Source organism: Amycolatopsis sp. PSD-21 (assembly GCF_055561455.1).
On the sequence record NZ_CM145712.1, the window covers coordinates 8,250,983 to 8,272,290 of the forward strand.

22 protein-coding genes are annotated in these 21,308 nt (G+C 69.3%); 11 read left to right on the forward strand and 11 right to left on the reverse strand.

The features are described from left to right. Positions 1–48: 48 nt before the first annotated feature. Positions 49–1,221 carry an acyltransferase family protein gene (locus ACZ1DY_RS38705; protein ID WP_257484136.1) on the forward strand — a complete coding sequence of 391 codons (1,173 nt, stop codon included), beginning with the start codon at positions 49–51 and terminating at the stop codon, positions 1,219–1,221. Positions 1,222–1,297: 76 nt separating this feature from the next. On the opposite strand, the gene ACZ1DY_RS38710 is transcribed toward ACZ1DY_RS38705, so the two are convergent. Genes ACZ1DY_RS38710 through ACZ1DY_RS38720 form a run of 3 tightly spaced genes read right to left on the reverse strand, consistent with a single transcriptional unit; the run spans position 1,298 to position 2,813 of the window. Next, positions 1,298–1,714 (reverse strand): nitroreductase family deazaflavin-dependent oxidoreductase, encoded by a 417-nt coding sequence (locus ACZ1DY_RS38710; RefSeq protein ID WP_126730605.1) that lies wholly within the window; start codon positions 1,712–1,714, stop codon positions 1,298–1,300. Positions 1,715–1,753: 39 nt separating this feature from the next. Further along, the gene (locus ACZ1DY_RS38715; protein WP_126730603.1) at positions 1,754–2,104 is read right to left on the reverse strand and encodes a PLDc N-terminal domain-containing protein; all 351 of its coding nucleotides are present in this window, start codon (positions 2,102–2,104) and stop codon (positions 1,754–1,756) included. A gap of 37 nt (positions 2,105–2,141) precedes the next feature. Further along, positions 2,142–2,813, reverse strand: coding sequence for a cytochrome P450 family protein (locus ACZ1DY_RS38720; RefSeq protein ID WP_465482611.1), 672 nt, complete (start codon positions 2,811–2,813; stop codon positions 2,142–2,144). A 73-nt stretch (positions 2,814–2,886) separates the two neighbouring features. On the opposite strand from ACZ1DY_RS38720, the gene ACZ1DY_RS38725 reads away from it, so the two are divergent. After that, positions 2,887–3,735: a PaaX family transcriptional regulator gene (locus tag ACZ1DY_RS38725; RefSeq protein ID WP_126730600.1), complete on the forward strand. Its 849-nt coding sequence runs from the start codon at positions 2,887–2,889 to the stop codon at positions 3,733–3,735. Here the strand turns inward: ACZ1DY_RS38725 and ACZ1DY_RS38730 are convergent. After that, positions 3,732–4,130: a RidA family protein gene (locus ACZ1DY_RS38730; protein WP_185926975.1), complete on the reverse strand. Its 399-nt coding sequence runs from the start codon at positions 4,128–4,130 to the stop codon at positions 3,732–3,734. The genes ACZ1DY_RS38725 and ACZ1DY_RS38730 overlap by 4 nt on opposite strands. Positions 4,131–4,178: 48 nt before the next feature. On the opposite strand from ACZ1DY_RS38730, the gene ACZ1DY_RS38735 reads away from it, so the two are divergent. After that, positions 4,179–6,530 carry a bifunctional salicylyl-CoA 5-hydroxylase/oxidoreductase gene (locus tag ACZ1DY_RS38735; RefSeq protein WP_465482612.1) on the forward strand — a complete coding sequence of 784 codons (2,352 nt, stop codon included), beginning with the start codon at positions 4,179–4,181 and terminating at the stop codon, positions 6,528–6,530. Further along, a complete protein-coding gene (locus ACZ1DY_RS38740) occupies positions 6,527–7,669 on the forward strand; it encodes an acyl-CoA dehydrogenase family protein (protein ID WP_465482613.1) in 1,143 nt (380 codons plus the stop codon). The genes ACZ1DY_RS38735 and ACZ1DY_RS38740 overlap by 4 nt, the downstream gene beginning before the upstream one ends. Here the strand turns inward: ACZ1DY_RS38740 and ACZ1DY_RS38745 are convergent. Together ACZ1DY_RS38745 and ACZ1DY_RS38750 are read right to left on the reverse strand one after the other, a co-directional pair. Further along, on the reverse strand, positions 7,641–8,354 hold the full coding sequence (locus ACZ1DY_RS38745; RefSeq protein ID WP_465482614.1) for a DUF2306 domain-containing protein: 714 nt from the start codon (positions 8,352–8,354) through the stop codon (positions 7,641–7,643). The two genes, ACZ1DY_RS38740 and ACZ1DY_RS38745, sit on opposite strands and share 29 nt — an antisense overlap. A gap of 112 nt (positions 8,355–8,466) precedes the next feature. Then, positions 8,467–9,855: a GH1 family beta-glucosidase gene (locus ACZ1DY_RS38750; RefSeq protein WP_465482615.1), complete on the reverse strand. Its 1,389-nt coding sequence runs from the start codon at positions 9,853–9,855 to the stop codon at positions 8,467–8,469. An 86-nt stretch (positions 9,856–9,941) separates the two neighbouring features. Here ACZ1DY_RS38750 and ACZ1DY_RS38755 point away from each other — a divergent pair, with 86 nt between their 5' ends. Both ACZ1DY_RS38755 and ACZ1DY_RS38760 read left to right on the forward strand, forming a co-directional pair. Then, a complete protein-coding gene (locus ACZ1DY_RS38755) occupies positions 9,942–11,186 on the forward strand; it encodes an ROK family protein (protein ID WP_465485768.1) in 1,245 nt (414 codons plus the stop codon). A 109-nt stretch (positions 11,187–11,295) separates the two neighbouring features. Further along, positions 11,296–12,522 (forward strand): family 16 glycosylhydrolase, encoded by a 1,227-nt coding sequence (locus ACZ1DY_RS38760; protein WP_465482616.1) that lies wholly within the window; start codon positions 11,296–11,298, stop codon positions 12,520–12,522. Between the two features lie 156 nt (positions 12,523–12,678). Here ACZ1DY_RS38760 and ACZ1DY_RS38765 read toward each other — a convergent pair whose 3' ends face one another. Then, positions 12,679–13,326, reverse strand: a complete 648-nt coding sequence (locus ACZ1DY_RS38765; protein ID WP_257489878.1) for a GntR family transcriptional regulator — start codon at positions 13,324–13,326, stop codon at positions 12,679–12,681. A 182-nt stretch (positions 13,327–13,508) separates the two neighbouring features. Here ACZ1DY_RS38765 and ACZ1DY_RS38770 point away from each other — a divergent pair, with 182 nt between their 5' ends. Genes ACZ1DY_RS38770 through ACZ1DY_RS38790 form a run of 5 tightly spaced genes read left to right on the forward strand, consistent with a single transcriptional unit; the run spans position 13,509 to position 17,791 of the window. Beyond that, complete coding sequence (locus ACZ1DY_RS38770; protein WP_126730590.1) at positions 13,509–14,753, forward strand: MFS transporter; 1,245 nt, start codon at positions 13,509–13,511, stop codon at positions 14,751–14,753. Between the two features lie 26 nt (positions 14,754–14,779). Then, positions 14,780–15,574 carry a putative hydro-lyase gene (locus ACZ1DY_RS38775; protein ID WP_034305879.1) on the forward strand — a complete coding sequence of 265 codons (795 nt, stop codon included), beginning with the start codon at positions 14,780–14,782 and terminating at the stop codon, positions 15,572–15,574. Then, positions 15,574–16,332: a LamB/YcsF family protein gene (locus tag ACZ1DY_RS38780; RefSeq protein WP_465482617.1), complete on the forward strand. Its 759-nt coding sequence runs from the start codon at positions 15,574–15,576 to the stop codon at positions 16,330–16,332. Before ACZ1DY_RS38775 ends, ACZ1DY_RS38780 begins: the two co-directional genes overlap by 1 nt. Next, the gene (locus ACZ1DY_RS38785) at positions 16,332–16,937 is read left to right on the forward strand and encodes a 5-oxoprolinase subunit B family protein (RefSeq protein ID WP_465485769.1); all 606 of its coding nucleotides are present in this window, start codon (positions 16,332–16,334) and stop codon (positions 16,935–16,937) included. Before ACZ1DY_RS38780 ends, ACZ1DY_RS38785 begins: the two co-directional genes overlap by 1 nt. Beyond that, positions 16,934–17,791 carry a 5-oxoprolinase subunit C family protein gene (locus tag ACZ1DY_RS38790; RefSeq protein WP_465482618.1) on the forward strand — a complete coding sequence of 286 codons (858 nt, stop codon included), beginning with the start codon at positions 16,934–16,936 and terminating at the stop codon, positions 17,789–17,791. Before ACZ1DY_RS38785 ends, ACZ1DY_RS38790 begins: the two co-directional genes overlap by 4 nt. A gap of 223 nt (positions 17,792–18,014) precedes the next feature. On the opposite strand, the gene ACZ1DY_RS38795 is transcribed toward ACZ1DY_RS38790, so the two are convergent. The 4 genes from ACZ1DY_RS38795 to ACZ1DY_RS38810 form a co-directional block, all read right to left on the reverse strand. After that, positions 18,015–19,271, reverse strand: coding sequence for an HNH endonuclease signature motif containing protein (locus tag ACZ1DY_RS38795; protein WP_465482619.1), 1,257 nt, complete (start codon positions 19,269–19,271; stop codon positions 18,015–18,017). Positions 19,272–19,408: 137 nt separating this feature from the next. Next, a complete protein-coding gene (locus ACZ1DY_RS38800; protein WP_126730582.1) occupies positions 19,409–20,029 on the reverse strand; it encodes an alpha-ketoglutarate-dependent dioxygenase AlkB family protein in 621 nt (206 codons plus the stop codon). Then, on the reverse strand, positions 20,017–20,145 hold the full coding sequence (locus tag ACZ1DY_RS38805; RefSeq protein ID WP_257484124.1) for a hypothetical protein: 129 nt from the start codon (positions 20,143–20,145) through the stop codon (positions 20,017–20,019). The genes ACZ1DY_RS38800 and ACZ1DY_RS38805 overlap by 13 nt, the downstream gene beginning before the upstream one ends. Before the next feature lie 95 nt (positions 20,146–20,240). Continuing rightward, a complete protein-coding gene (locus tag ACZ1DY_RS38810; RefSeq protein ID WP_465482620.1) occupies positions 20,241–21,299 on the reverse strand; it encodes an alcohol dehydrogenase catalytic domain-containing protein in 1,059 nt (352 codons plus the stop codon). Positions 21,300–21,308 lie beyond the last annotated feature (9 nt).

The window sequence follows — 21,308 nt, forward strand, 5'->3', positions numbered from 1 at the left end:
GAACGGCACCCGTATACTTCCGGGCCGATACCGCCATTAGGGGGCACTGTGCGCACTTTGGACCATGACGAGTTCCTCGCCATGCGCCGGTTCCCCGCGCTCGACGGCCTGCGCGCGATCGCGGCCACGATCGTGATCCTCTTCCACTTCGCCGGTCCGAAGTGGAGCTGGCTGTCCGGCTGGGTCGGTGTCTACATCTTCTTCGTGCTGTCCGGTTTCCTGATCACGACGCTGCTGCTGCGTGAACAGGACCGGACCGGCCGGATCTCGCTTTCGGCCTTCTACCTGCGGCGCGTGTTCCGCATCCTGCCGCCGTACCTGGTGATCCTCGGCGGGATCATCGTGTTCGTCTGGCTGCGCGGCGAGTTCTTCACCCGCGAGTTCCCGCACGCGCTGAAGTACTACCTGACCTTCTTCAACGAGTTCCTGCCCGGCAGCAAGCCGAACGGCGCGGACAACTTCTTCAGCGGCTCGTGGACGCTCGGCATCGAGGAGAAGTTCTACCTCGTCTGGCCGTTCCTGCTGGTGGTCGCAGGCGCGGTCGGGCTGGCCGCGGCCTGGCGCAAGCTCGCGCTGGCCTTCGCCGCGTTCGCCGTGATGGCCGGGCTGGTGGGGGTCACCGGCGGCTGGGTCCCCGGGCCGAACGTGCCGATCTACGAGTCGACCGTGCACTACGCGATCCTGCTGATCGGCTGCGTGCTGGCGGTCGCGATGCACTACCGCCGGTCCTACGCGGTGGTCAAACCGCTGACCCATCCGCTCGCGGCGATCCCGGTGTTCGGCGCGTTCGCCGTGCTGCACGTCAACATGGAAAGCCTGTGGCGGGAGAGCGGCAGCAACCTCGGGCTGCTGATCGCCTACGGCCTCCTCTCCGCGCTGCTGCTGGTCGTGCTCGTGTCCCCGGGGCCGCTGCGGTGGCTGCTGGCCACGAAGGTGATGCGGTTCGTCGGTGAGCGCTCGTACTCGCTCTACCTGCTGCAGGGCCCGGTGCACTTCGTGGTGGTCGAGGCGATCCCGCCGCTGGGCCAGCACCGGATGATCAGCGCGCTGACCGTGTTCGCGGTCGGGCTCGCGATCGCGGACCTGATCCACCGCTGGGTCGAGCAGCCCATGATCCTCGTCGGCAAGAAGCTGATCGCGCGCCGGCAGGAGCGCAAGGCGCTGCGTGCGGCCGAGGCCGAACTCAAGCGCCCGGAAGCCGTCGAAGCCGGAGCCCGCTGACCTTCCGCGTTTCGTCCTCTGGATGCGGTAGTCGCGCGTGCAAGTACCGCATCCAGAGGACTGGATGCGGGGTGGGTCAGCGCGAGATGGTGACGATCGGGATCACCCGGTCGGTCTTCTTCTCGTAGTCGGCGAAGCCCGGCATCAGGCTGACCATCTTCGCGTACAGCCGGTCACGCTCGGCGCGGTCTTCGAGCACGACGGTCGCGGTCGCGTCGAACTTCTCCGTGCCGACCTCGATGGTGACCTTCGGGTTCGCCAGGATGTTGTGGTACCAGGCCGGGTTCTTGTCCGCCCCGGCGTACGACGCGGCGACGACGTACTTGCCGTCCTCCTCCGCGTACGCGAGCGGCGACGTGCGAGGCTCGCCGCTCTTCGCCCCGATGGTGGTGAGGAGCAGCAGCGAGCCGCCCTCGAACGGGCCGCCCACCTTCCCCTCGTTCTCGCGGAACTCCTTGATGATGTTCTTGTTCCAGTCGAGCGCTTCGGACAACTCTTCCTCCAGTGTCGATCTTCTCGTTACCGAGGCTACTCAGCCTTCACGGGCCTTGCGGCGCTGTTCTTCGGCGCGCTCCCGGCACTTGCGCAGGAATTCTTCGTCGTCCGCGGCGCTCGTCGCGGCGAAGCGGCCCGGCCGGTCGTACTCCGGGAACGACGGCGTCTCCCGTTCGAAGCGGCCGCGCGGGGCGCGGGCGGCATGCTGCGGGCGCCCGGCGACCAGCCAGACGATCGAGCCGATCAGCGGGACGAGCAGCACCAGCAGCAGCCACATCCCCTTGGGCATGTTGCGGCACGATCCCTCGTCCGTGGTGATCACGTCGACGATGCAGAAGATCCACAGACCGAGCGTGAGAACGCCGAAGAAACCATTGAAATACAGCATCGAAAGACTCCCCAGTTCCAGATGACCGGGGTAAGTCTTAGCACAGGAGGGCGTCGAGAATTCCCGCGGCCACTTGCCGCGCCTGCGTTTCCCCGGGGCACCGCTTGGGCCCTGCTCCGAACGGACGTTCCGCCAGGTCCACCTCGACCACTTCGCCGCCGGACCACCGCCGGGTGACCCGGACCGGTGGATCGTCACGCAGGACCCGGTCGAGCAGATCCTCGACGTCCTCACCGGGCAGGTGGGCGGCCAGCGCCTTGCCGAGCAGCTTGGCCGTGGCGTCACAGGCCTGCACGAGGAGCCCGATCCGCGCGGCCGTCCGCTCGTCGACTTCGCCGCAGGCTTCGATCAGCCGCCGCACGGCCTCCTCGGCGTCGGCCCCGATCTCCGTGTGCGGATGGTAGGCGCCGGAAACCGTCGCGACGTCGCGGGAAACGTCCGGCAGGCCGAGTTCGGCGGCCAGCACGGCCACCGGAACCGTCCACAAGGTGCGTTCGACCGGGCCGTCCCGCATCTCGCTCGCGAGCGCGAAAGCCTTGTCCCGCAGGGATCCCATCGGCGCGAGCTCGGCGAGCACCAGCGCCCGCCGCCGCGGGTGGTCCTCCGGGCGGCTGAACCGGGCGACGTTCGCCCGCAACCACCGGACTCCTCCGGGTTCGACGTCCTGGGGCACCGGCGGGACAGGGGCTTCGATCAGTGGATCGTCCATACCGTGACGCTAAGTGCGGAACGCTTCGGTCACGGCCGAAACGTGAGCTCATCGTCGTTGTTATGGTGACCGGGTGACGGCCGTGTCGGAGGCAACCGAAGTCGACGGCGCGGGGCGGACGGCGCAACCGCGCCAGCTCATCGTGACCGTGTACGGCCTCTACTCACGAGGCGAGGGCGGCTGGCTCTCCGTCCGTTCCCTGATCGACCTGCTGGCCGGTGTGGACGTCGAGGAACCGGCGGTCCGGTCGTCGATCTCCCGGCTGAAACGACGCGGCATCCTTTCCGCGGTACGCCGGAACGGGGCCGCGGGCTACGAACTTTCCGAAACCGCGCTGGCGATCCTGCGCGAGGGCGACGAGCGGATCTTCCGCCGCGAACGCGCCACCCCCGGCGACGGCTGGCTGCTCGCGGTGTTCTCCGTCCCGGAAGCCGAACGGCACAAAAGGCACGTTCTTCGCACGCAGCTCGCCCGGCTCGGCTTCGGGACGGCGTCGTCCGGGGTCTGGATCGCGCCCGCGCATCTGCGGGACGCGACCTCCGACATGCTGCGACGGCTCGAACTCGAGGGGTACGCCGATCTCTTCCACGCCGAGCACCTCGCGTTCGGCGACGTGCGGGAGAAGATCCGTGACTGGTGGGACCTCGACCAGCTCGAGTCGCTGTACACCGCCTTCCTCGACGAACACGCCGCCGCGCTCCGGCGCTGGCAGCGGCGCAAGACCACGGACGAGGCCGAAGCGTTCGCCGACTACGTCCGCGTGCTGACCGACTGGCGGCGGCTGCCCTACCTCGACCCCGGCCTGCCCGCCGAACTGCTGCCGCCGGGCTGGGCGGGGATCCGGGCGGCGGACCTGTTCTTCACGCTGCACGCGCGGCTGGGCGAGGCCGCGGCCGCCCACGTCTCGCGCACGCTGCCCTAGACCACCGCGAAGCCCTGCACCTCCACCAGCGCCTCCGCGTCCCACAGCCGGCTGACGCCGATCCCCGCCATCGCGGGGTACTCGCTCCCGGCCAGCCGTTTCCACACCGCGCCGATCTCGCGCGCGTGGGCACGGTAGTCGTCCATGTCGACGATGTAGATGGTCACGCTGCACAGGTCCGACGGTTTCCCGCCCGCCGCGCGCAACGCGGTGAGCAGATTGGACAGCGCGCGTTCGAACTGCTCGACCACGCCGTCGCCGACGATGCGGTTCTCCTCGTCCAACGCCGTCTGACCGGCGAGGAAGACGAATCTCCCGGTCGCGGCGACCGCGTGCGAGAAGCCGGAGGGACGGCCGAGCCCGGGCGGGTTGATGCGCTCCATACGGGTCACCATATCCCGTATCGTTGACGGTCGTACATACCGCGACATACCCTGAGCGACGTGCGTATCGCGGTGTTAGGCGGCGGCCCGGCGGGGCTCTACTTCGCCACGCTGGCGAAACAGCTCCATCCCGATCACGAGATCACCGTCTGGGAGCGCAACGCGCCCGACGACACCTTCGGCTTCGGGGTGGTGTTCTCCGACGAGACGCTCGGCGGGATCGAACACGCCGATCCGGTGATCCACTCCGCCATGCGCCGCGAGTTCGCGCGCTGGGACGACATAGACGTCCACTTCCGCGGCACGGTGCACACCTCGGGCGGGCACGGGTTCGCCGCGATGAGCCGAAAACGGCTGCTCGGCATCCTCCAGGAACGCTGCGCGGAGCTCGGCGTGGACGTGCGTTTCCGCACCGAGGCGCCGAGCGCGGCCGAAGCGAGCGCCGAGTACGACCTCGTCGTCGCGGCGGACGGCGTCAACTCCCCGACCCGGAACGCGCTCGCCGAGAGCTTCCGGCCGAGCCTCCAGACCCGGCGCTGCAAGTACATCTGGCTCGGCACGGATCTCGTGTTCGACGCCTTCAAGTTCTACGTCCTCGAAACCCCGCACGGGATCATGCAGATCCACGGCTATCCGTACAGCGACACCGCGAGCACGTTCATCCTCGAACTGCACGAGGACGTCTGGGAGCGCGCGTTCGGCGAGATCGCCACGACCTCGCTGGCACCGGGCGAGAGCGACGAGAAATCGATCGAGGTCATCCGCGAGCTGTGCGCGGACGTACTCGGCGGCCATCAGGTGTTCGCCAACAACTCGAAGTGGACCGCGTTCGCCACCGTACGCTGCGCGAGCTGGCGGCACGAGAACGTCGTCCTGCTCGGCGATGCCGCGCACACGGCGCATTTCTCCATCGGCTCCGGCACGAAACTCGCCATGGAGGACGCACTCGCGCTCGCCGCCTGTCTACACGAACAGTCCGATATGGACAGTGCACTGGAAGCCTACGAAACCGAGCGCCGCCCGGTCGTCAACTCCACCCAGCGTGCCGCGCAGGCGAGCCTGGAGTGGTTCGAGAACCTGGGCCAGTACACCCACCAGGAGCCGGCGCAGTTCGCGTTCAACATCCTCACCCGCAGCCGCCGCGTCACCTACGACAACCTCCGGCTGCGCGATCCCGAGTTCGCCGCCGAACTGGACACCTGGTTCGCGTCCACTTTGGACTCCGACGTCCGGCCCCCGATGTTCCAGCCGTTCCGCATCGGGAGCCTCGACCTGCCGAACCGTGTCGTCGTCTCGCCGATGGACATGTACTCCTCCGAAGACGGCGTCCCGACCGATTTCCACCTGGTACACCTAGGAAGCAAGGCACTCGGCGGCGCCGGGCTGGTCATGACGGAAATGGTCTGCGTCTCCGAAACCGGCCGCATCACCCCGGGCTGTGGCGGCCTGTACACCGAGGAACAAGAACAGGCGTGGAGGCGGGTCACCGACTTCGTCCACGGCCACACCCCCGCGCGCATCGGTGTCCAACTGGGACATTCGGGACGCAAGGGTTCCACGAAACTGATGTGGGACGGCATCGACCAGCCGCTCCCCGAAGGCAACTGGGAGATCTGCGCGCCGTCGGCGATCCCGTACAGCGAAGCGAACCAGACCCCGCGCGAGCTCACGGTCACTGAGCTACAAGAGATCCGAGACCAGTTCGCGACGTCCGCCCGAGCCGCCGCGCGGGCCGGGTTCGACCTCCTCGAACTCCACTGCGCGCACGGCTATCTCCTGTCTTCGTTCCTGTCGCCGCTGACCAACCGGCGGACGGACGAGTACGGCGGTTCGCTGGAGAACAGGCTGCGTTTCCCGCTCGAAGTCTTCGACGCCGTCCGCGCGGCCTGGCCCGCCGAGCGGCCGATGACGGTCCGCATCTCCGCGACCGACTGGTACGACGGCGGGATCGACGTCGACGACGCCGTCGAGATCGCCCGCGCGTTCGCCGAGCACGGGGCCGACGGTATCGACGTGTCGACCGGTCAGGTCGTCAGCGAGGAGAAACCCGAGTACGGCCGCAGCTACCAGACGCCGTACGCGGACCGGATCCGCAACGAGATCGGGCGCGAGTACGGGATCGCGGTGATCGCCGTCGGCGCGATCTCCTCCTACGACGACGTCAACTCGCTGATCCTGGCGGGTCGCGCGGATCTGTGCGCGCTCGGCAGGACCCACCTTTACGATCCACAGTGGACACTGCACGCCGCCGCCGAACAGGGCTATCCGATGCCGTGGCCGAAACAGTTCGCGGCGGGCAGCCGGAAACCGCAGGGCGGCCGCACCGACGGGCCGAAACCACGGCTGGAACTCCTTCGCTCGGGAGAACCCGGCACCGCGCATGCCCGCTGGCGACCTGGGAGCGACCGATGACCGCCTTCGCATTGAGCCCCGAACAGCAGGCCTTCGCCGACGAGGTCCGGCGGCTGGGCGCCGAAAAGCTCCGCCCGCTGGCCGAATCCGGTACCGAAGGGGCGGTGAACCGGCCCCTGCTCAAGGAAATGGGTGCGCTCGGCCTGCTCTCCCGGCTGTTCCCCGGCGTCGAGGGCGGCAGCCCGAGCCGCGAGGCCGCCGCGACGGATCTCTGCATCCTGCGGGAATCCCTGGCCAGCCAGAGCACCGAAGCCGAGACGGCGCTGGCGCTCCAAGGTCTGGGCACGTATCCGGTATTGCAGTCCGGGCAGGACTCACAGGTCGCGAAATGGGTCCCCGCCGTGGCCGCGGGCGACGCCGTCGCCGCGTTCGCGCTCACCGAACCGAACGCGGGCTCGGACGCGGCCGCGCTGGAACTCGCCGCCGAACCCGACGGCGACGGCTGGCGGCTCACCGGCGAGAAGATGTGGATCTCCAACGCCCCCGAGGCCGATTTCTACAGCGTTTTCGCCCGCACCACCCCGGAAGCGGGTTCACGCGGGGTCTCCGCGTTCGTCGTCCCCGCCGACCGCGCCGGGCTGTCGGGTGAGCATCTCGACCTCGTCAGCCCGCATCCCATCGGCACCCTGGTCTTCGACGGCGTCCGCGTGGAACGGGACGAACTCCTCGGCGAACAGGACCGCGGTTTCGGTGTCGCGATGCGGACCCTGGACCTGTTCCGGCCGAGTGTCGGCGCGTTCGCCGTCGGGATGGCGCAGGCCGCGCTCGACGCCGCCGTCGCCCACGCCCGGACCCGTGTGGCGTTCGGCGGCCCGCTCCTGAAGCAGCAGACCGTGGCGCACACCCTCGCCGAAATGGCGACCCGCACCGAAGCTTCGCGCCTGCTCGTCTACGCCGCCGCGGCCGCGTACGACGCGGGCGAACGGAACCTCGCGGGCCGCGCCGCTATGGCGAAACTGTTCGCCACCGAGACCGCGCAGTACGTCGTCGACTCCGCCGTGCAGATCCACGGCGCGCGGGCACTGCGGCGAGGTCATCTGCTCGAACACCTCTACCGCGAGGTCCGCGCGCCGCGGATCTACGAAGGCGCCTCCGAAGTGCAGCGGACGATCATCGCGCGATCGCTGACTTCTTCCTAGCCGGACGGCGATCCAGGTACCACTGCGTGGCGATGACGACCAGCGTCGGGCTCAGCCAGGCCGTGATCGCGGCGACCGACTGGGTCAAGGCGAGTTCGCTGCCGCCGAACGTGGTCTCCAGCTGCGGCCGCAGCGTGATCACCGTGATCGGCCCGACCACCCGGCTGACGATGATCGACATGGTCAGCGCGAAACTGCGGATCATCCAGCGCCGGTGGTCGCCGAACCGGCGTTGCCTCGCCGCGCGCCAGCCGGCGAACGTGCACGCCAGCCACAGCACCCCGGCCACGACGTTGGCCACCCGCGTCGCGGGACCGAACGGGCTCGTCGCGCCGACGGTCAGCGCAAGCAGGCCTGCCGGGAGCACCCCGGCGAAGACGTACACCCGGCCGATTTTCCGGTGCACCGCCGGGTACTTCGCCCGGAACCACGGCCAGATCTGAAGCAGCGCGCCGACCATCGCGATCGAGCCGAACAGCACGTGCGCCGCGAGGAACCAGTAGTGCGAGGTGAACCCCGGCGGCTGCGGAACCCGCGACTGCGCCGGGTCCAACGACAGATACGGCGGCATCGAGAAGGCCAGGAAGACCACGACGACGACGGCCAACGGCCCCACCCACGGCCTTCGCCACCACGCTGTCCGTGGCGCCTCCCGCTGGTCGCGTTGTTCAAGCCTGACGGTCATCACTGTCCCCCACGTATTCCGGTAGCGGCAAACGACTTTCCGCTGCCGAACCTAGGACGCGGGACCACCGGGAAGAATGGAGCGAACCGCCGGTTCGATGGTGGAGCAGGCCCTACCGCCGTCCGCCGCGCACCCGCTCGACGATGTCGCGGTACACCAGCCCGCTCTGTTTGATCGTCCGCGCCTGCGTCTCGCGGTCGACCCGCACCAGGCCGAGCCGCTTCGCGTAGCCGTACGCCCATTCGAAACTGTCCAAAAAGGACCAGGCGAAATAGCCGCGGACGTCCGCGCCCGCCCGCCGCGCGGCGGCCGTGGCGGCGATATGCGCGGACAGGTATCCGGCACGGTCGTCGTCGCGGACGAAACCGGTCTCGTCGGGGACGTCGGCGAACGCGGCGCCGTTCTCGGTGACGTAAAGCGGCACCCCCGGATAGTCGCGGCTGATCCGGACGAGCAGTTCGGTGAGCTTGTGCGGCAGGATCTCCCAGCCCAGCTCCGTCGACGGTGCCCCGAACGGGACCTTGCGGAACGCGGGCATCCCGAAATGCTCCACGGCGTCCCCGTTCTCCTCCACCCCGGAATACCGCGTCCCGAAGTAGTAGTCGACGCCGAGGAAATCGAGCGGGGCCGCGATGATCGACGGATCCCACGGCTCCGACGGCAGGCGGATGCCCTGCCGGGCGAGGGTCTCCAGCACGTCCTCCGGGTATCGGCCGTGGACGAGCGCGTCGAGGTAGAACCTCGTCCCGAGCCCGTCCTCGAAACGCGCGGCGGCCCGGTCGGCCTCGCTCGGGGTGGCCGGGTCGGCGGTGCTCAGGTTGAGCGTGATGCCGAACTCGGTCCCCGGCGGCGCGAGCTCCCGCATCCGCCGCACGGCGAGACCGTGGCCGAGCAGCAGGTGATGCGCCGCGGCCATGCCCGCCTTCGCGTCCCGGCGGCCGGGCGCCATCACCCCGTGGACGTACCCGTGCATGGCCGTGCACCACGGTTCGCTCAGCGTGGTCCAGTGGCGGACACGGTCGCTCAGGCGCTCGAACACGAGCATCGCGTAGTCGGCGAACCGGACGGCGGTGTCGCGCGCGGGCCAGCCGCCGGCGTCTTCGAGATGCTGCGGCAGATCCCAGTGGTACAGCGTCAGCCAGGGATCGATGCCGTTGTTGAGCAGTTCGTCGACCAGCCGGTCGTAGAATGCGATGCCCGCCGGGTTGACGCCGCCGCGCCCACGCGGCTGCACGCGCGGCCAGGAAACGGAGAAGCGGTAGGTGTCGACGCCGAGTTCCTTGAGCAGCGCGACGTCGGCGGGCATGCGGTGGTAATGATCGCAGGCGATCTCACCGGTGTCCCCGTTGTCGACCGACCACGGGGACCGGGCCCAGGTGTCCCAAATGGACGGTGTTCTTCCGTCTTCGGCGACCGCGCCTTCGACCTGGTACGCCGAACTGCCGACACCCCACCGGAAGTCCGGCGGCAAGGTGCCGATGAGCTCGTCGTCCCCCGTCATGGCCCCTCTTCCCGCCTTATTTCACCAGTTGATACATGGCGGAGGATAAGGTCGTGGGGCATCCTGGAAGGGTCCGCCGCCACAAGATGGGTATCCGCATGCCTGCCAAGCGCACCACCGTCCGTGACCTGCGGCGGCACAACCGTTCCCTCCTGTTGTCGAAACTCTACTTCGACGGCCCGCTCAGCCGCCACGAATTGAGCGGTCTGACCGGGTTGAGCGCCGCGACCGTCAGCAACGTGACCGCCGAACTCGGCGAAGAACGCCTCATCACCGAGGCCGGGCTGGTCGAGTCCGACGGCGGCAGGCCGCGCGTCCTGCTCCGCGTCGACCCGGCGTACGGGCATGTCGCGGGCGTCGACATCGGCGAGACCGGGGTGAAGGTCGAGCTGTTCGACCTCACCATGAACCGGCTCGCCACCGTCGAGCATCCCCTCGCCTCGCCCCGGCCGGACGCGGCCGCGGCGGTCACCCAGGTGGCCTCCGGGCTCCGGAAGGTGATCACGGAATCGGGTATCGACGAGGCGACCGTGCTCGGGGTCGGCGTCGGCGTCCCCGGCACCGTCCAGCAGGGTGAAGCGCTGCGCGTGCACGCGCCCACCATCGGCTGGAAGGAGGTCCCGCTCACGGACCTCCTGCGCGCGGAAAGCGTCGAGCTGCCCCTGTTCGTCGACAACGGCGCGAAAACCCAGGGGCAGGGCGAAATGTGGTTCGGGGCCGGCCGCGGCGCCCGGCACGCGGTGATCGCGCTGATCGGATCCGGCGTCGGCGCGGCCGTGGTCGCCGACGGCACCACCTACCGGGGCTCGACCAGCAGCGCGGGCGAATGGGGCCACACGACGATCGTCTACGGCGGGCAGGAATGCCGCTGCGGATCGCGCGGCTGCCTGGAGTCCTACGTCGGCGCGGAAGGCGTCCTCGCCCGCTATCGCAAGGCGCGCGGCGGAAAGACCTCGGACGAGGACGAGCAGACCCAGTTCGCCGCCCTGCTGGAGTCGGCGGGCAAGTCCAAGGCCGCGGCCAAGGTGCTGGAAGAGACCGCGGGCTATCTCGGCGCGGGCATCGGGAATCTGATCAACCTGTTCGACCCGGAGCGGATCGTGCTGGGCGGCTGGGCAGGGCTGGCGCTCGGCGAGAAGTACCTGCCCGAGATCCGGCGCGTGGCAGGCGAGCACGCCCTGGCGCACGTGTTCGACCAAACCGAGATCGAGCTCGGACAGCTCGGCCCGGACGCCGTCGCCATAGGAGCCGCCACCCTCCCGGTCGCCGCGCTGCTGGAACAGGGCGCGGACCCGCGCACGGCCGGATCGAAGCGGGGCACGGCCGCCTGACCTTAATTCGAGGTCGAAAAATACGTCTTGTCGCAGTGGTAGAGACCATGCATACTTTGTTGTCAGGCACAACAAAGTAGTTCTCTGCCTGCGAAGAGAGGCGACAACGATGTCCATCTCCTCCCGTTTTCGCTGGGCGGCGCTCCTCGCCGCCGGCGTCCTGCTCGGCTCACTCCCCGCCACCGCCCAGGCTCCGGCTTCCGAGGCCGCGGTCACGGCCGCGACCTTCACCGACGACTTCAACGGCCCCGCCGGGGCGGGTATCGACACCTCGAAGTGGCATTTCGAGACCGGCGACAACGTCAACAACCACGAGCGGCAGTGGTACACCTCCGGGACGAACAACGCGGCGCTCGACGGCCAGGGCAATCTGGTCATCACCGCGAAGAAGGAGAACCCCGGCAACTACAACTGCTGGTACGGGCGCTGCGAGTACACCTCGGCGCGGCTGTCCACGCAGGGCCAGTTCACCCAGACCTACGGCCGGTTCGAAGCGCGGATGAAACTCCCGCGCGGGCAGGGGATGTGGCCCGCGTTCTGGATGCTCGGCGCCGACATCGGCAACGTCGGCTGGCCCAACAGCGGCGAGATCGACATCATGGAGAACGTCGGCTTCGAGCCGAACACGGTGCACGGCACCCTCCACGGCCCCGGTTACTCGGGCGCGGGCGGCATCGGCGCGGCCTACAACGGCCCCAACTTCTCCGACGACTTCCACACCTACGCCGTCGACTGGGCGCCGAACCAGATCAAGTGGTACGTGGACGGGAACCTCTACCAGACCCGCACGCCCGCCGACCTCAACGGCAACCGCTGGGTCTTCGACCACCCCTTCTACCTGATCCTGAACCTCGCCGTCGGCGGCTACTGGCCCGGTGACCCGAACTCCAGCACGGTCTTCCCGCAGCGTCTCGTCGTCGACTACGTGCGTGTCAATTCCAGTGACACCGCCGGGCGCACCGGGCGGATCACCGGTATCGGCGGGAAATGCGTCGACGTCGCCGGGGCGAACACCGCCAACGGCACCCCGATCCAGATCACCGACTGCAACGGAAACGCCGCGCAGAACTGGACCATCGGCGGCGACGGGACGATCCGCGCGCTCGGCAAGTGCATGGACGTCTCCGGCGGCGGGACCGCGGACGGCACGGCCGTGCAACTGTGGGACTGCAACGGATCCGGCGCGCAGAAATGGGCGATCAGCGGCGCGCGCGACATCGTGAACCCGCAGGCGAACAAATGCCTGGACGCCACGGGGAACAGCTCCGCGAATGGAACGAGACTCCAGATCTGGACCTGTGGCGGTGGCGCGAACCAAAAGTGGACCACTCCCTGACGAGCCCCACGCCCGAAGCACTGTCCACAAGGGACACTCCTCGGGCAACCGCGCTCGTTTCAGGCGTTTCGCGCGTGGGTCGTGAGTGGCGATTCGGGTTAGAACCCGAATCGCCACTCACGACCCACGCGGCGTTCGCCCACCCCCCGCATTTCGTCAGGGGGTTCGCTCGGCGTAGGCCTCGACCAGCTGGTTTTCGGCGTCGGTGAGGTACTGCGCGAGGAGCTTTTCGGCGCCGAGACCGTCGCCGGCCTCGATACGTTCGAGGATCTCCGCGTTGCGCTTGAGGTACGGCTCGTGGAAGCGCCGTGGGTCGGCCATCATGTGGAACACCAGCCGCAGCTCGGCGAGGATGCCGCGCATCAGCTCGTCGATCCGCTCGCTGCCGCTCAGCTCTGCGATCGCCGAATGGAACCGGATGTTCGCGGTGCCGAGGTCCTGCCAGCGCTCACCCCGCTCGGCGATCCTGCCGTCCTCGACCAGTCGCGCGAGCTTCCCGAACGTCGGGGGTTTTTCCGTCACCGCCCGCACCGCGGAGCACTCGACGACCTTGCGCACCTTGTAGAGGTCGACGACGTCCTCGACCGGCAGCACCCGCACGAACACACCGCGGTTGAGCTCGTGGGTCAGCAGGCGTTCGTGCGTGAGCAGGCGGAACGCCTCGCGCAGCGTGTTGCGGGAGACGCCGAGCGCCGAGCCGATGTCCTGCTCCGACAGCCGGACGCCGGGCAGGAAGAAACCTTCCGCGATACGCGTGCGGAGGACGCCCGCGACTCTTTCGGCCGTGCTGGTCCGGCTGATCATGCCGCGATCCGCCTCGAGTCCTTCTACCGAGGCAGGACCACCCTCCGCGATCGTCACGTGACCGATCCTACCTAGGCACAAGAGGCTCAGCCAAGGATCCTCTTGTGGAATTGTTGAACAATACCTACAGTGGCTATCCATGTGACCCGTGCCACCCTGAGATTCACCCTCTGGAGGTGCCGATGAACGCGACAGCCACTACCGAAGACACACGCCCCTTCGCCTGGTTCCGCACGCTCGGTTCGCGAGGCCGCCGGGCCTTCGTCGGCGCGTTCGGCGGATACGGGCTCGATTCGTTCGACTACCAGACCCTGCCGCTGGGCCTGGCCGCGATCACCGCCTACTACGGCCTCTCCGGCGGCGAGGCGGGCCTGCTCGGCACCACCACGCTGGTGGTTTCGGCGATCGGCGGGATCGGCGCCGGCATCCTGGCCGACCGCATCGGCCGGGTCCGCACCCTCCAGCTCACCATCGCGATGTACACGATCTTCACCGTGCTCTGCGGATTCGCGCCGAACTTCGAGACGCTCCTGGTCTTCCGCGCCCTGCAGGGCCTGGGCTTCGGTGGCGAATGGGCCGCCGGCGCCGCACTGGTGGCCGAGTACTCGCAGGCGAAGTATCGCGGCCGCACGGTCGCCTTCGTGCAGAGCGCGTGGGCTGTCGGCTGGGCACTCTCGGTCGTCGTCTACACCGTCGTCTTCAGTATCTGGAGCCCGGACATCGCCTGGCGGGTCATGTTCTGGACCGGCGTCATCCCTGCGCTGCTGGTGCTGTGGGTCCGCCGCAACGTCCAGGACGCGCCGGTCGCCGAAGCGGCCCGCGCCACGAAGAAGGAACGCGGTTCGCTGGCGGGCATCTTCAAACCGGACCTGCTGCGCACGACGTTCTTCGCCGCGCTGCTGGCCACCGGTGTCCAGGGCGGCTACTACACGCTCGCGACCTGGCTGCCCAGCTACCTGAAGACCACCCGCGGCCTCACCGTCATCGGGACCGGCGGCTATCTCGCGTTCCTGATCTCCGGCGCCTTCATCGGCTACGTCACCGGCGGCTATCTGACGGACCTCCTGGGCCGCAAGAAGACGTTCCTGCTGTTCTCGGTGCTGTCGGCGGGTCTCATCGTCGCGTACACGCAGATCCCGGCGGGTGCGAACACGCTCGTGCTGTTCCTCGGGTTCCCGCTCGGGTTCTCGATGTCCGCGATCTTCAGCGGGTTCGGCGCCTTCCTCGCCGAGCTGTACCCGTCGGCGCTGCGCGGGACCGGGCAGGGTTTCACCTACAACCTCGGCCGGGCCATCGGCGCCACGTTCCCCGCCGTGGTCGGTTTCCTCGGCGCCGGCGGCGCGATGGTGTTCGGCGCGGTCGGCTACGGCATCGCCGTGCTGGCGCTGCTCGGCCTGCCCGAGACTCGCGGCCGCGAACTTCTGTGACCACAATCGGAAGAGGAGGCACCGCGATGACCACCTTCGACGAACCGGCGACGTTGTCCCCCGGCGAGGCCCGCGCCCTGTTCCGCGCGGGCACGGCCCGCCCGACCACCGGCTGGGCGAACGGGTTCACCCAGACCAACCTGATCGCCGTCCCCGAGGACTGGGCCTACGACGTCCTGCTGTTCTGCCAGCGGAACCCGCAGCCCTGCCCGGTACTCGACGTCAGCGACCCCGGCGACCCGTCGACCCGGCTGGCACCCGGCGCGGATCTGCGCACCGACCTGCCGCGGTACCGCGTCTGGCAGAACGGCGCGCTCTCCGGCGAGCTCACGGACGCGAGCGGGCTGTGGCGCAGCGACATGGTCGCGTTCTCGATCGGGTGCAGTTTCACCTTCGAATCGGCGCTGGCCGCGGAGGGAATCCCGCTGCGGCACGTCGACCAGGGCCGCAACGTGGCGATGTACGTGACGAACCGCGAGTGCGTCCCGGCCGGGCGGCTGCACGGGCCGATGGTGGTCTCGATGCGGCAGATCCCCGAAGACCGCGTGGACGACGCCGTGCGCATCACCCGGGGGATGCCCGCCGTGCACGGTGCGCCGGTGCACATCGGCGATCCGGCCGCGCTCGGCATCACCGATCTCGGCAAGCCTGATTTCGGCGACCCGGTCGACGCGGAACCCGGTGACGTGCCGGTGTTCTGGGCGTGCGGCGTGACCCCGCAGGCGGCGCTGATGGCCTCGCGGCCGCCGTTCGCGATCACGCACGCGCCGGGCTACATGTTCGTGACCGACAAGCTCGACAGTGAGTTCAGGGTGGCCTGATGGATCTCAACAGCGATTTGGGCGAGGGTTTCGGCGCCTGGAAGATGGGCGACGACGACGCCATGCTCGACATCGTCACCAGCGCGAACGTCGCCTGCGGCTTCCACGCCGGCGACCCGTCGGTGATGCGGCGCGTCTGCGAGCGCGCGGCGGAGCGAGGTGTCGTCATCGGCGCACACGTCGCCTACCGCGATCTCGCCGGATTCGGGCGGCGGGCGATGGACGTCGCCCCCGCCGACCTCACCGACGACGTGCTCTACCAGATCGGCGCGCTGGAGGCGTTCGCCCGCGCGGCGGGCTCACGGGTGCGGTATGTCAAACCGCACGGGGCGTTGTACAACACGGCCGCGGTGGATCCGGATCAGGCGGCCGCGGTGGTCGAAGGGATCCGGCGGTTCCACCCAGGGCTCGCGCTGCTCTGCCCGCCGGGTTCGGAAATGGCCCAGCAGGCCGAAAAGGCCGGGCTCCCCGCGTACGCCGAGGCGTTCGCGGACCGCGCGTACACGTCCGAAGGCCTTCTGGTCTCGCGAAGACTGCCCGGCGCCGTGCTCCACAACGCCGACGAGGTGGCCGCGCGGGCGGTGACGATGGCGACCACCGGCAAGGTCGTCGCCGCCGACGGGACCGAGCTGGCCCTCCAGCCGCATTCGCTGTGCGTGCACGGCGACACGCCCGGCGCCGTCGAGCTGGCGCGACGGATCCGCGCGGGACTCGACGCCTCCGGTGTCCACATCGGACCCTTCATCGAGGCCGCATGATGCGAGTGCTGCCCTATGGGGCGCGTGCGGCCATGGTCGACTTCGACGATCCGTCGGAGGTGCTCGGGCTGCACGCGTCACTGGAGCAGGACCCGCCGGACGGCGTCGTCGAACTGGTCCCCGCCGCGCGGACCCTGCTCATCCGGTTCGACCCCGACCGGACCCACCACGACCGGCTCGCCGAAGACGTGCTCCATCGGGCAGGAGTGGACATCGAACCGCGCGAGACCGCCGAGATCGTCGTGCCGGTGCACTACGACGGCCCGGACCTCGCCGACGTCGCGGCCGCCGCCGGCATGTCGGCGGAAGCCGTCGTCCGGCGGCACGAGGACGGCACCTACGTCTCGGCGTTCTGCGGTTTCGCTCCCGGTTTCGCCTACCTGACCGGACTCGACCCGGCGCTGCACCTGCCGCGCCGGACGAGCCCGCGCACGCGGGTGCCCGCCGGGTCGGTCGCGATCGCGGGCGAGTACACGGCGGTGTACCCGAACGCCTCCCCCGGCGGCTGGCAGCTCATCGGGCGGACCTCGCTGCCGGTGTGGGACGTCGAGCGGGAGCCGCCGAACCTGCTGGCGCCCGGTACCCGGATCCGGTTCACTTCATGACCGCGAAGATCGAAGTGGTCCGGCCCGGGGTCTTCGCCACCGTGCAGGATCTCGGCCGGCCGGGGCTGGCCGCGATCGGCGTCGGCCGGTCCGGCGCCGCCGACCGCGGTTCGCTGCGGCTGGCGAACCGGCTGGTCGGGAACCCCGAGAGCCACGCGGCCCTGGAATGCGTTCTCGGCGGACTCGCCCTGCGGTTCTCCGCTCCGGCGACCGTCGCCGTCACCGGCGCGCCCTGCTCGATCACCGCCGGCGGACGGGCTTTCGGCCCCGGCTCGCCGATTTTCGTGCGGGCGGGCGAAGAACTCGCCCTCGGGATGGCTTCTCGCGGTTTGCGTTGCTATGTCGCCGTGCGTGGCGGCGTCGACGTCCCTCCGGTGCTGGGCGCGCGGGCGACCGACACCCTGGGCAAACTCGGCCCGCCCGCGCTTTCGGCGGGGATGACCTTGCCGGTGGGGCAGGAGGCACTGGACCACCCCGGCGTGGATCTCGCTCCTCTTGCTTCTTTGCCCGAGGAACCGGTTCTGCGGGTCACTCCAGGGCCTCGGGTTTCGTGGTTCGTTCCCGGCGCACTGTCCACTTTGGTCTCTTCCGGTTACGTCGCCACGGCCGATGTCGATCGGGTGGGTGTGCGGCTCGAGGGCCCCGTGCTGTCTCGGGCGCGGGGTGGCGAGCTTCCTCCCGAGGCCGCCGTGCCGGGCGCGTTGCAGGTTCCTCCTTCGGGGCAGCCGATCCTGTTCCTGGCCGACCACCCGGTGACCGGGGGCTATCCGGTGATCGCGGTGATGGAGGAGGCGGATCTGGATCTAGCCGCGCAGGTGCGGCCGGGGCAGCGGGTGCGGTTCCGGCTCGCTTAAGGGACCGGCCGCCTGGCTCGCAATTAGTCAGCTAAATGCGTGTCCACGGGGCCGGCTTATGCCCTGAGATGCATGGCGTTCCGCCTCGGCGTCCCGGCGGGTGGGGCGAACTGGGCCTGGCCGCGCAGGTGCGGCCGGGGCAGCGGGTGCGGTTCCGGCTCGCCTGAGAGACCGGCCGCCCGTCTCGCATTTAGCCAGCTGAATACGTGTCCACGTGGTCGGCCTACGTCCTGAGGTGCATGGTGTTGCGCCTTGGTGTGCCGGTGGGGTCGAGGTAGGTGGGTGGGGTGAATTCGGGGAGTCCGTCTTGGGCGATCTGGACTTTCCATTCGCTGTGGTGGATGAGCCGGTGGTGTTTGGTGCAGAGCAGGACGAGGTTGTCGATTTTGGTTTCGCCGTGGTGGCGCCAGAAGACGATGTGGTGTGCGGTGCAGCGGGGTACGGGCATGTCGCAGCCGGGGAAGGCGCAGCCGCCGTCGCGGATCGTCAAGGCGTATTTCTGGGCAAGGGAGACGGTGCGTTTGGAGCGGCCGATGTCGAGGGGTTCTCCGGCGGTGCCGAGGACGCCGGGTCGGACACGGGCGTCGCAAGCGAGGATCCTCGCGTCGGTGGCGCTGATCGGGCCGACCAAATCCAAATGCGCCTCGCCGATGTCCCGGATCAAGTCGTCGTAGGACATGGTGACCAAAATGTGGGTCGCCTCGCCCGCTTGGCCCGGAAGGTTGCGGCTGGTGGTTTTCAGCCGCACATAGTCGGTGAAGGCGTCGCCGTAGCGTTCGTCCTGGGTGCGGGAGTCCCGCACCCCGTCGATGGCCTTGTGGGGTTTGGCCATCGGGTCCAGGTCGGATTTCAACCGGGCGTAGGTTTCGAGATCGAGCCGAGCCTTGAGGCCGAGGGTGCCGTCGCGGTGCTTGACGAACCGTAGCTCCGGCCGGGTGTCCTTCGGGTCCTCGTTACGGGGTTCTTTGCCGTCGGGGTCGAGTTCGTCGAGCAGGCGGCGTCCGGCGCGGGCGATCTGCCGTGGCCCCGCCCGGCGCGCCAGTTCGACCAGGATCGCCTCCCCGGCCCGCACGTCGTCCTCGGGCACGGTGGAGGGGATGCGGGCCAGGGTGCGGATGATCGCGTCGATCTGGCTGCCGCCGATCGCGCCCTCCGCGGCGGCCTGGGCGGTCAAGGGTGCCAGGGGAGGCTCAGGCTCACCGCCGATGGACGGGCCGGGATGCAGGGCCAGGACGCGGTCGGCGCGGGCGCTGGCTTCCTTGTCGGTCACCAGGAAGTCCTCGAAAATCAACGCGGCCAACGTCGAATGCCCGCTACACCCACGCACCCCACGGGAATTGATTTCCGCCAGGATCGCGTTCTGTTCGGCATCCGCTTGGCGCTTCAGGACTTCCAGTTCTTGTTTGCGGGCATGCAGCGTCGCGGTGTCGACGCGCCACCACTCGGTGGACGTCCCCTGGGGTGCATCGTTGCTGGCCACGACCCCAAAGCTACCCCGAATCGAACACCTGCGCTAGCCCAAACGGCCCAACGGAGAGAATTGCCGAAAAATGGCAACCGCGAAGGAGTCTTAAAGCAGCGAAGCGCCCTTAAGCGCGCGAAGACCGCTTAATCACTCTAAAGTCCCGAAACCCGCAGAGTGATGTTCAACCGCCCCGCCAGCCCCAGCTCCGGATCGGCCGTCCCGGGCAAGATCCGAGGCACCCCATGGAAGGCCAGCCGCGACTCCCCGCCGAACACGAACAGATCCCCCGACCGAAGATCCACATCCGTATACGGCCGCCCACGATCGACCGTGTTCCCGAACCGGAAGACGCAAGCGTCCCCCAGGCTCAGCGACACGACAGGCTCCAGCGAGGCCTCGTCCTTGTCCTGATGCAGCCCCATTTTCGCGGCGGAGTCGTAGAAGTTCACCAGCGCGATGTCCGGCTCGTACGTCGACGGACCGTAGGCGGCGGCGACGGCACGGCGCCCGAGATCGCCCAGCCACGAAGGGAACGGCAGGACCGGGGAGCCGTCCGCGGTCACCTTCGAGTACCGGTACGGATGCCAGTGCCAGCCGAGGCAGACCGTCCGCACCGACATGACGCCACCGTTGGGCAACCGCGTCTGCCGGTAGCCACGCCAACCTCGGCACGCTTCGACCAGACGGCGTTGTTCGTCGAGGTCGAGCCAGTCGGGAACATGCACCGCACCGGGCGCGATTTCGGTCCGCGGGCGAGGGATCAGCGCGTCCACGCGTCGAGTGTGCCAGGACGCGCGCCGATGATCCGGTGACCCCGTACCAGGACACCCGCCGCGGCGAACCAGAGCAGCACGGACCGGCCGAACCGGGGCAGGGACGGAGCATCCATGACTGTCACGGTCAAGCAAGCTGCCACAAACCGCCGGAAGAAGCCACCTTTCGGACTACTCCGATCGGCCGGTTGACCGCAGTGCGTTCACCCGGTCACCGTGCGAATTCGACCACCGTCACCCCGGCCCTCGCGGGCACCGGGTCGTTCATCGCCGCGAGGACGGCGGGGACGTCGTCGAGGCCGACGCGGTCGCCGATCATGCCTTCGAGGTCGATCCCGGCCGTCTCCACCACCCGCAGCATCTCGGGGTACTCGTGCGCTTGCAGCCCGTGGATGCCGACGATCTCCAGCTCCCCGCCGATCACCCGGTGCATCGGGATCGGCGCGACGCCCTGCGCGGGCGGCATCAGCCCGGCTTGGACGTGCCGTCCCCGCTTCCGGAGGCTGCCGATCGAGGCGGCGCAGGTGGTCGGCGAGCCGAGGCAGTCGAGCGACACGTGCGCGCCGCCGCCGGTCTGCTCGCGGACGTGCGCCGCGACGGCTTCATGGCCTTCGAACGCGGACGGGTCGATGGCCGACGAAGCCCCCATCCGCACGGCCAGCGCCCTGGCCTGCGGGGACGGGTCGACGGCGACGACCGACGCGCCGGCCGCGACGGCCAGCAGGATCGCCGAGACACCGACACCACCACAGCCGTACACCGCGACCTGCTGCCCCGGCCGGACCCCGCCCTGGCGCAGCACGGCCCGGAACGCCGTCCCGAACCGGCAGCCCAGAGCCGCCGCTTCGGCAGCCGACAGCGAGTCCGGCAGTGCCACGAGGTTGACCTCGGCGTTCTCGATCGCGACGTACTCGGCGAACGAGCCCCAGTGGGTCGCGCCCGGCTGGAACTCGCGGTCGCAGATCTGCTGGTCGCCGGCCGCGCACTGGGCACAGGTGCCGCAGGCGCAGACGAACGGGACCGTCACCCGGTCGCCCGCCGACCAGCCGCGCACGCCCTCGCCGAGCGACGCGATCCGGCCGGCGAGTTCGTGCCCAGCGACGTGCGGCAGCTTCACCGACGTGTCGTGCCCCTGCCAGGAGTGCCAGTCGCTGCGGCACACCCCGGTCGCCTCGACGGCGATCACCACCCCGCCCGGCGGCGCGACCGGGTCCGGCACCTCGCGTACCTCGGGCAGCACCCCGAACTCCTCGAAGACGACCGCCCGCACTCTTGCTCC

What these genes read in the sequence shown, in the direction of transcription:
- ACZ1DY_RS38780 (WP_465482617.1), top strand. Translation starts at nt 15,574, where the DNA reads ATGGATCTCAACAGCGATTTGGGCGAGGGTTTCGGCGCCTGGAAGATG.
- ACZ1DY_RS38785 (WP_465485769.1), top strand. Translation starts at nt 16,332, where the DNA reads ATGCGAGTGCTGCCCTATGGGGCGCGTGCGGCCATGGTCGACTTCGAC.
- ACZ1DY_RS38720 (WP_465482611.1), bottom strand. Translation starts at nt 2,813, where the DNA reads ATGGACGATCCACTGATCGAAGCCCCTGTCCCGCCGGTGCCCCAGGAC.
- ACZ1DY_RS38715 (WP_126730603.1), bottom strand. Translation starts at nt 2,104, where the DNA reads ATGCTGTATTTCAATGGTTTCTTCGGCGTTCTCACGCTCGGTCTGTGG.
- ACZ1DY_RS38760 (WP_465482616.1), top strand. Translation starts at nt 11,296, where the DNA reads ATGTCCATCTCCTCCCGTTTTCGCTGGGCGGCGCTCCTCGCCGCCGGC.
- ACZ1DY_RS38770 (WP_126730590.1), top strand. Translation starts at nt 13,509, where the DNA reads ATGAACGCGACAGCCACTACCGAAGACACACGCCCCTTCGCCTGGTTC.
- ACZ1DY_RS38775 (WP_034305879.1), top strand. Translation starts at nt 14,780, where the DNA reads ATGACCACCTTCGACGAACCGGCGACGTTGTCCCCCGGCGAGGCCCGC.
- ACZ1DY_RS38765 (WP_257489878.1), bottom strand. Translation starts at nt 13,326, where the DNA reads ATGATCAGCCGGACCAGCACGGCCGAAAGAGTCGCGGGCGTCCTCCGC.
- ACZ1DY_RS38755 (WP_465485768.1), top strand. Translation starts at nt 9,942, where the DNA reads ATGGGTATCCGCATGCCTGCCAAGCGCACCACCGTCCGTGACCTGCGG.
- ACZ1DY_RS38790 (WP_465482618.1), top strand. Translation starts at nt 16,934, where the DNA reads ATGACCGCGAAGATCGAAGTGGTCCGGCCCGGGGTCTTCGCCACCGTG.
- ACZ1DY_RS38745 (WP_465482614.1), bottom strand. Translation starts at nt 8,354, where the DNA reads ATGACCGTCAGGCTTGAACAACGCGACCAGCGGGAGGCGCCACGGACA.
- ACZ1DY_RS38750 (WP_465482615.1), bottom strand. Translation starts at nt 9,855, where the DNA reads ATGACGGGGGACGACGAGCTCATCGGCACCTTGCCGCCGGACTTCCGG.
- ACZ1DY_RS38740 (WP_465482613.1), top strand. Translation starts at nt 6,527, where the DNA reads ATGACCGCCTTCGCATTGAGCCCCGAACAGCAGGCCTTCGCCGACGAG.
- ACZ1DY_RS38805 (WP_257484124.1), bottom strand. Translation starts at nt 20,145, where the DNA reads ATGGATGCTCCGTCCCTGCCCCGGTTCGGCCGGTCCGTGCTGCTCTGG.
- ACZ1DY_RS38730 (WP_185926975.1), bottom strand. Translation starts at nt 4,130, where the DNA reads ATGGTGACCCGTATGGAGCGCATCAACCCGCCCGGGCTCGGCCGTCCC.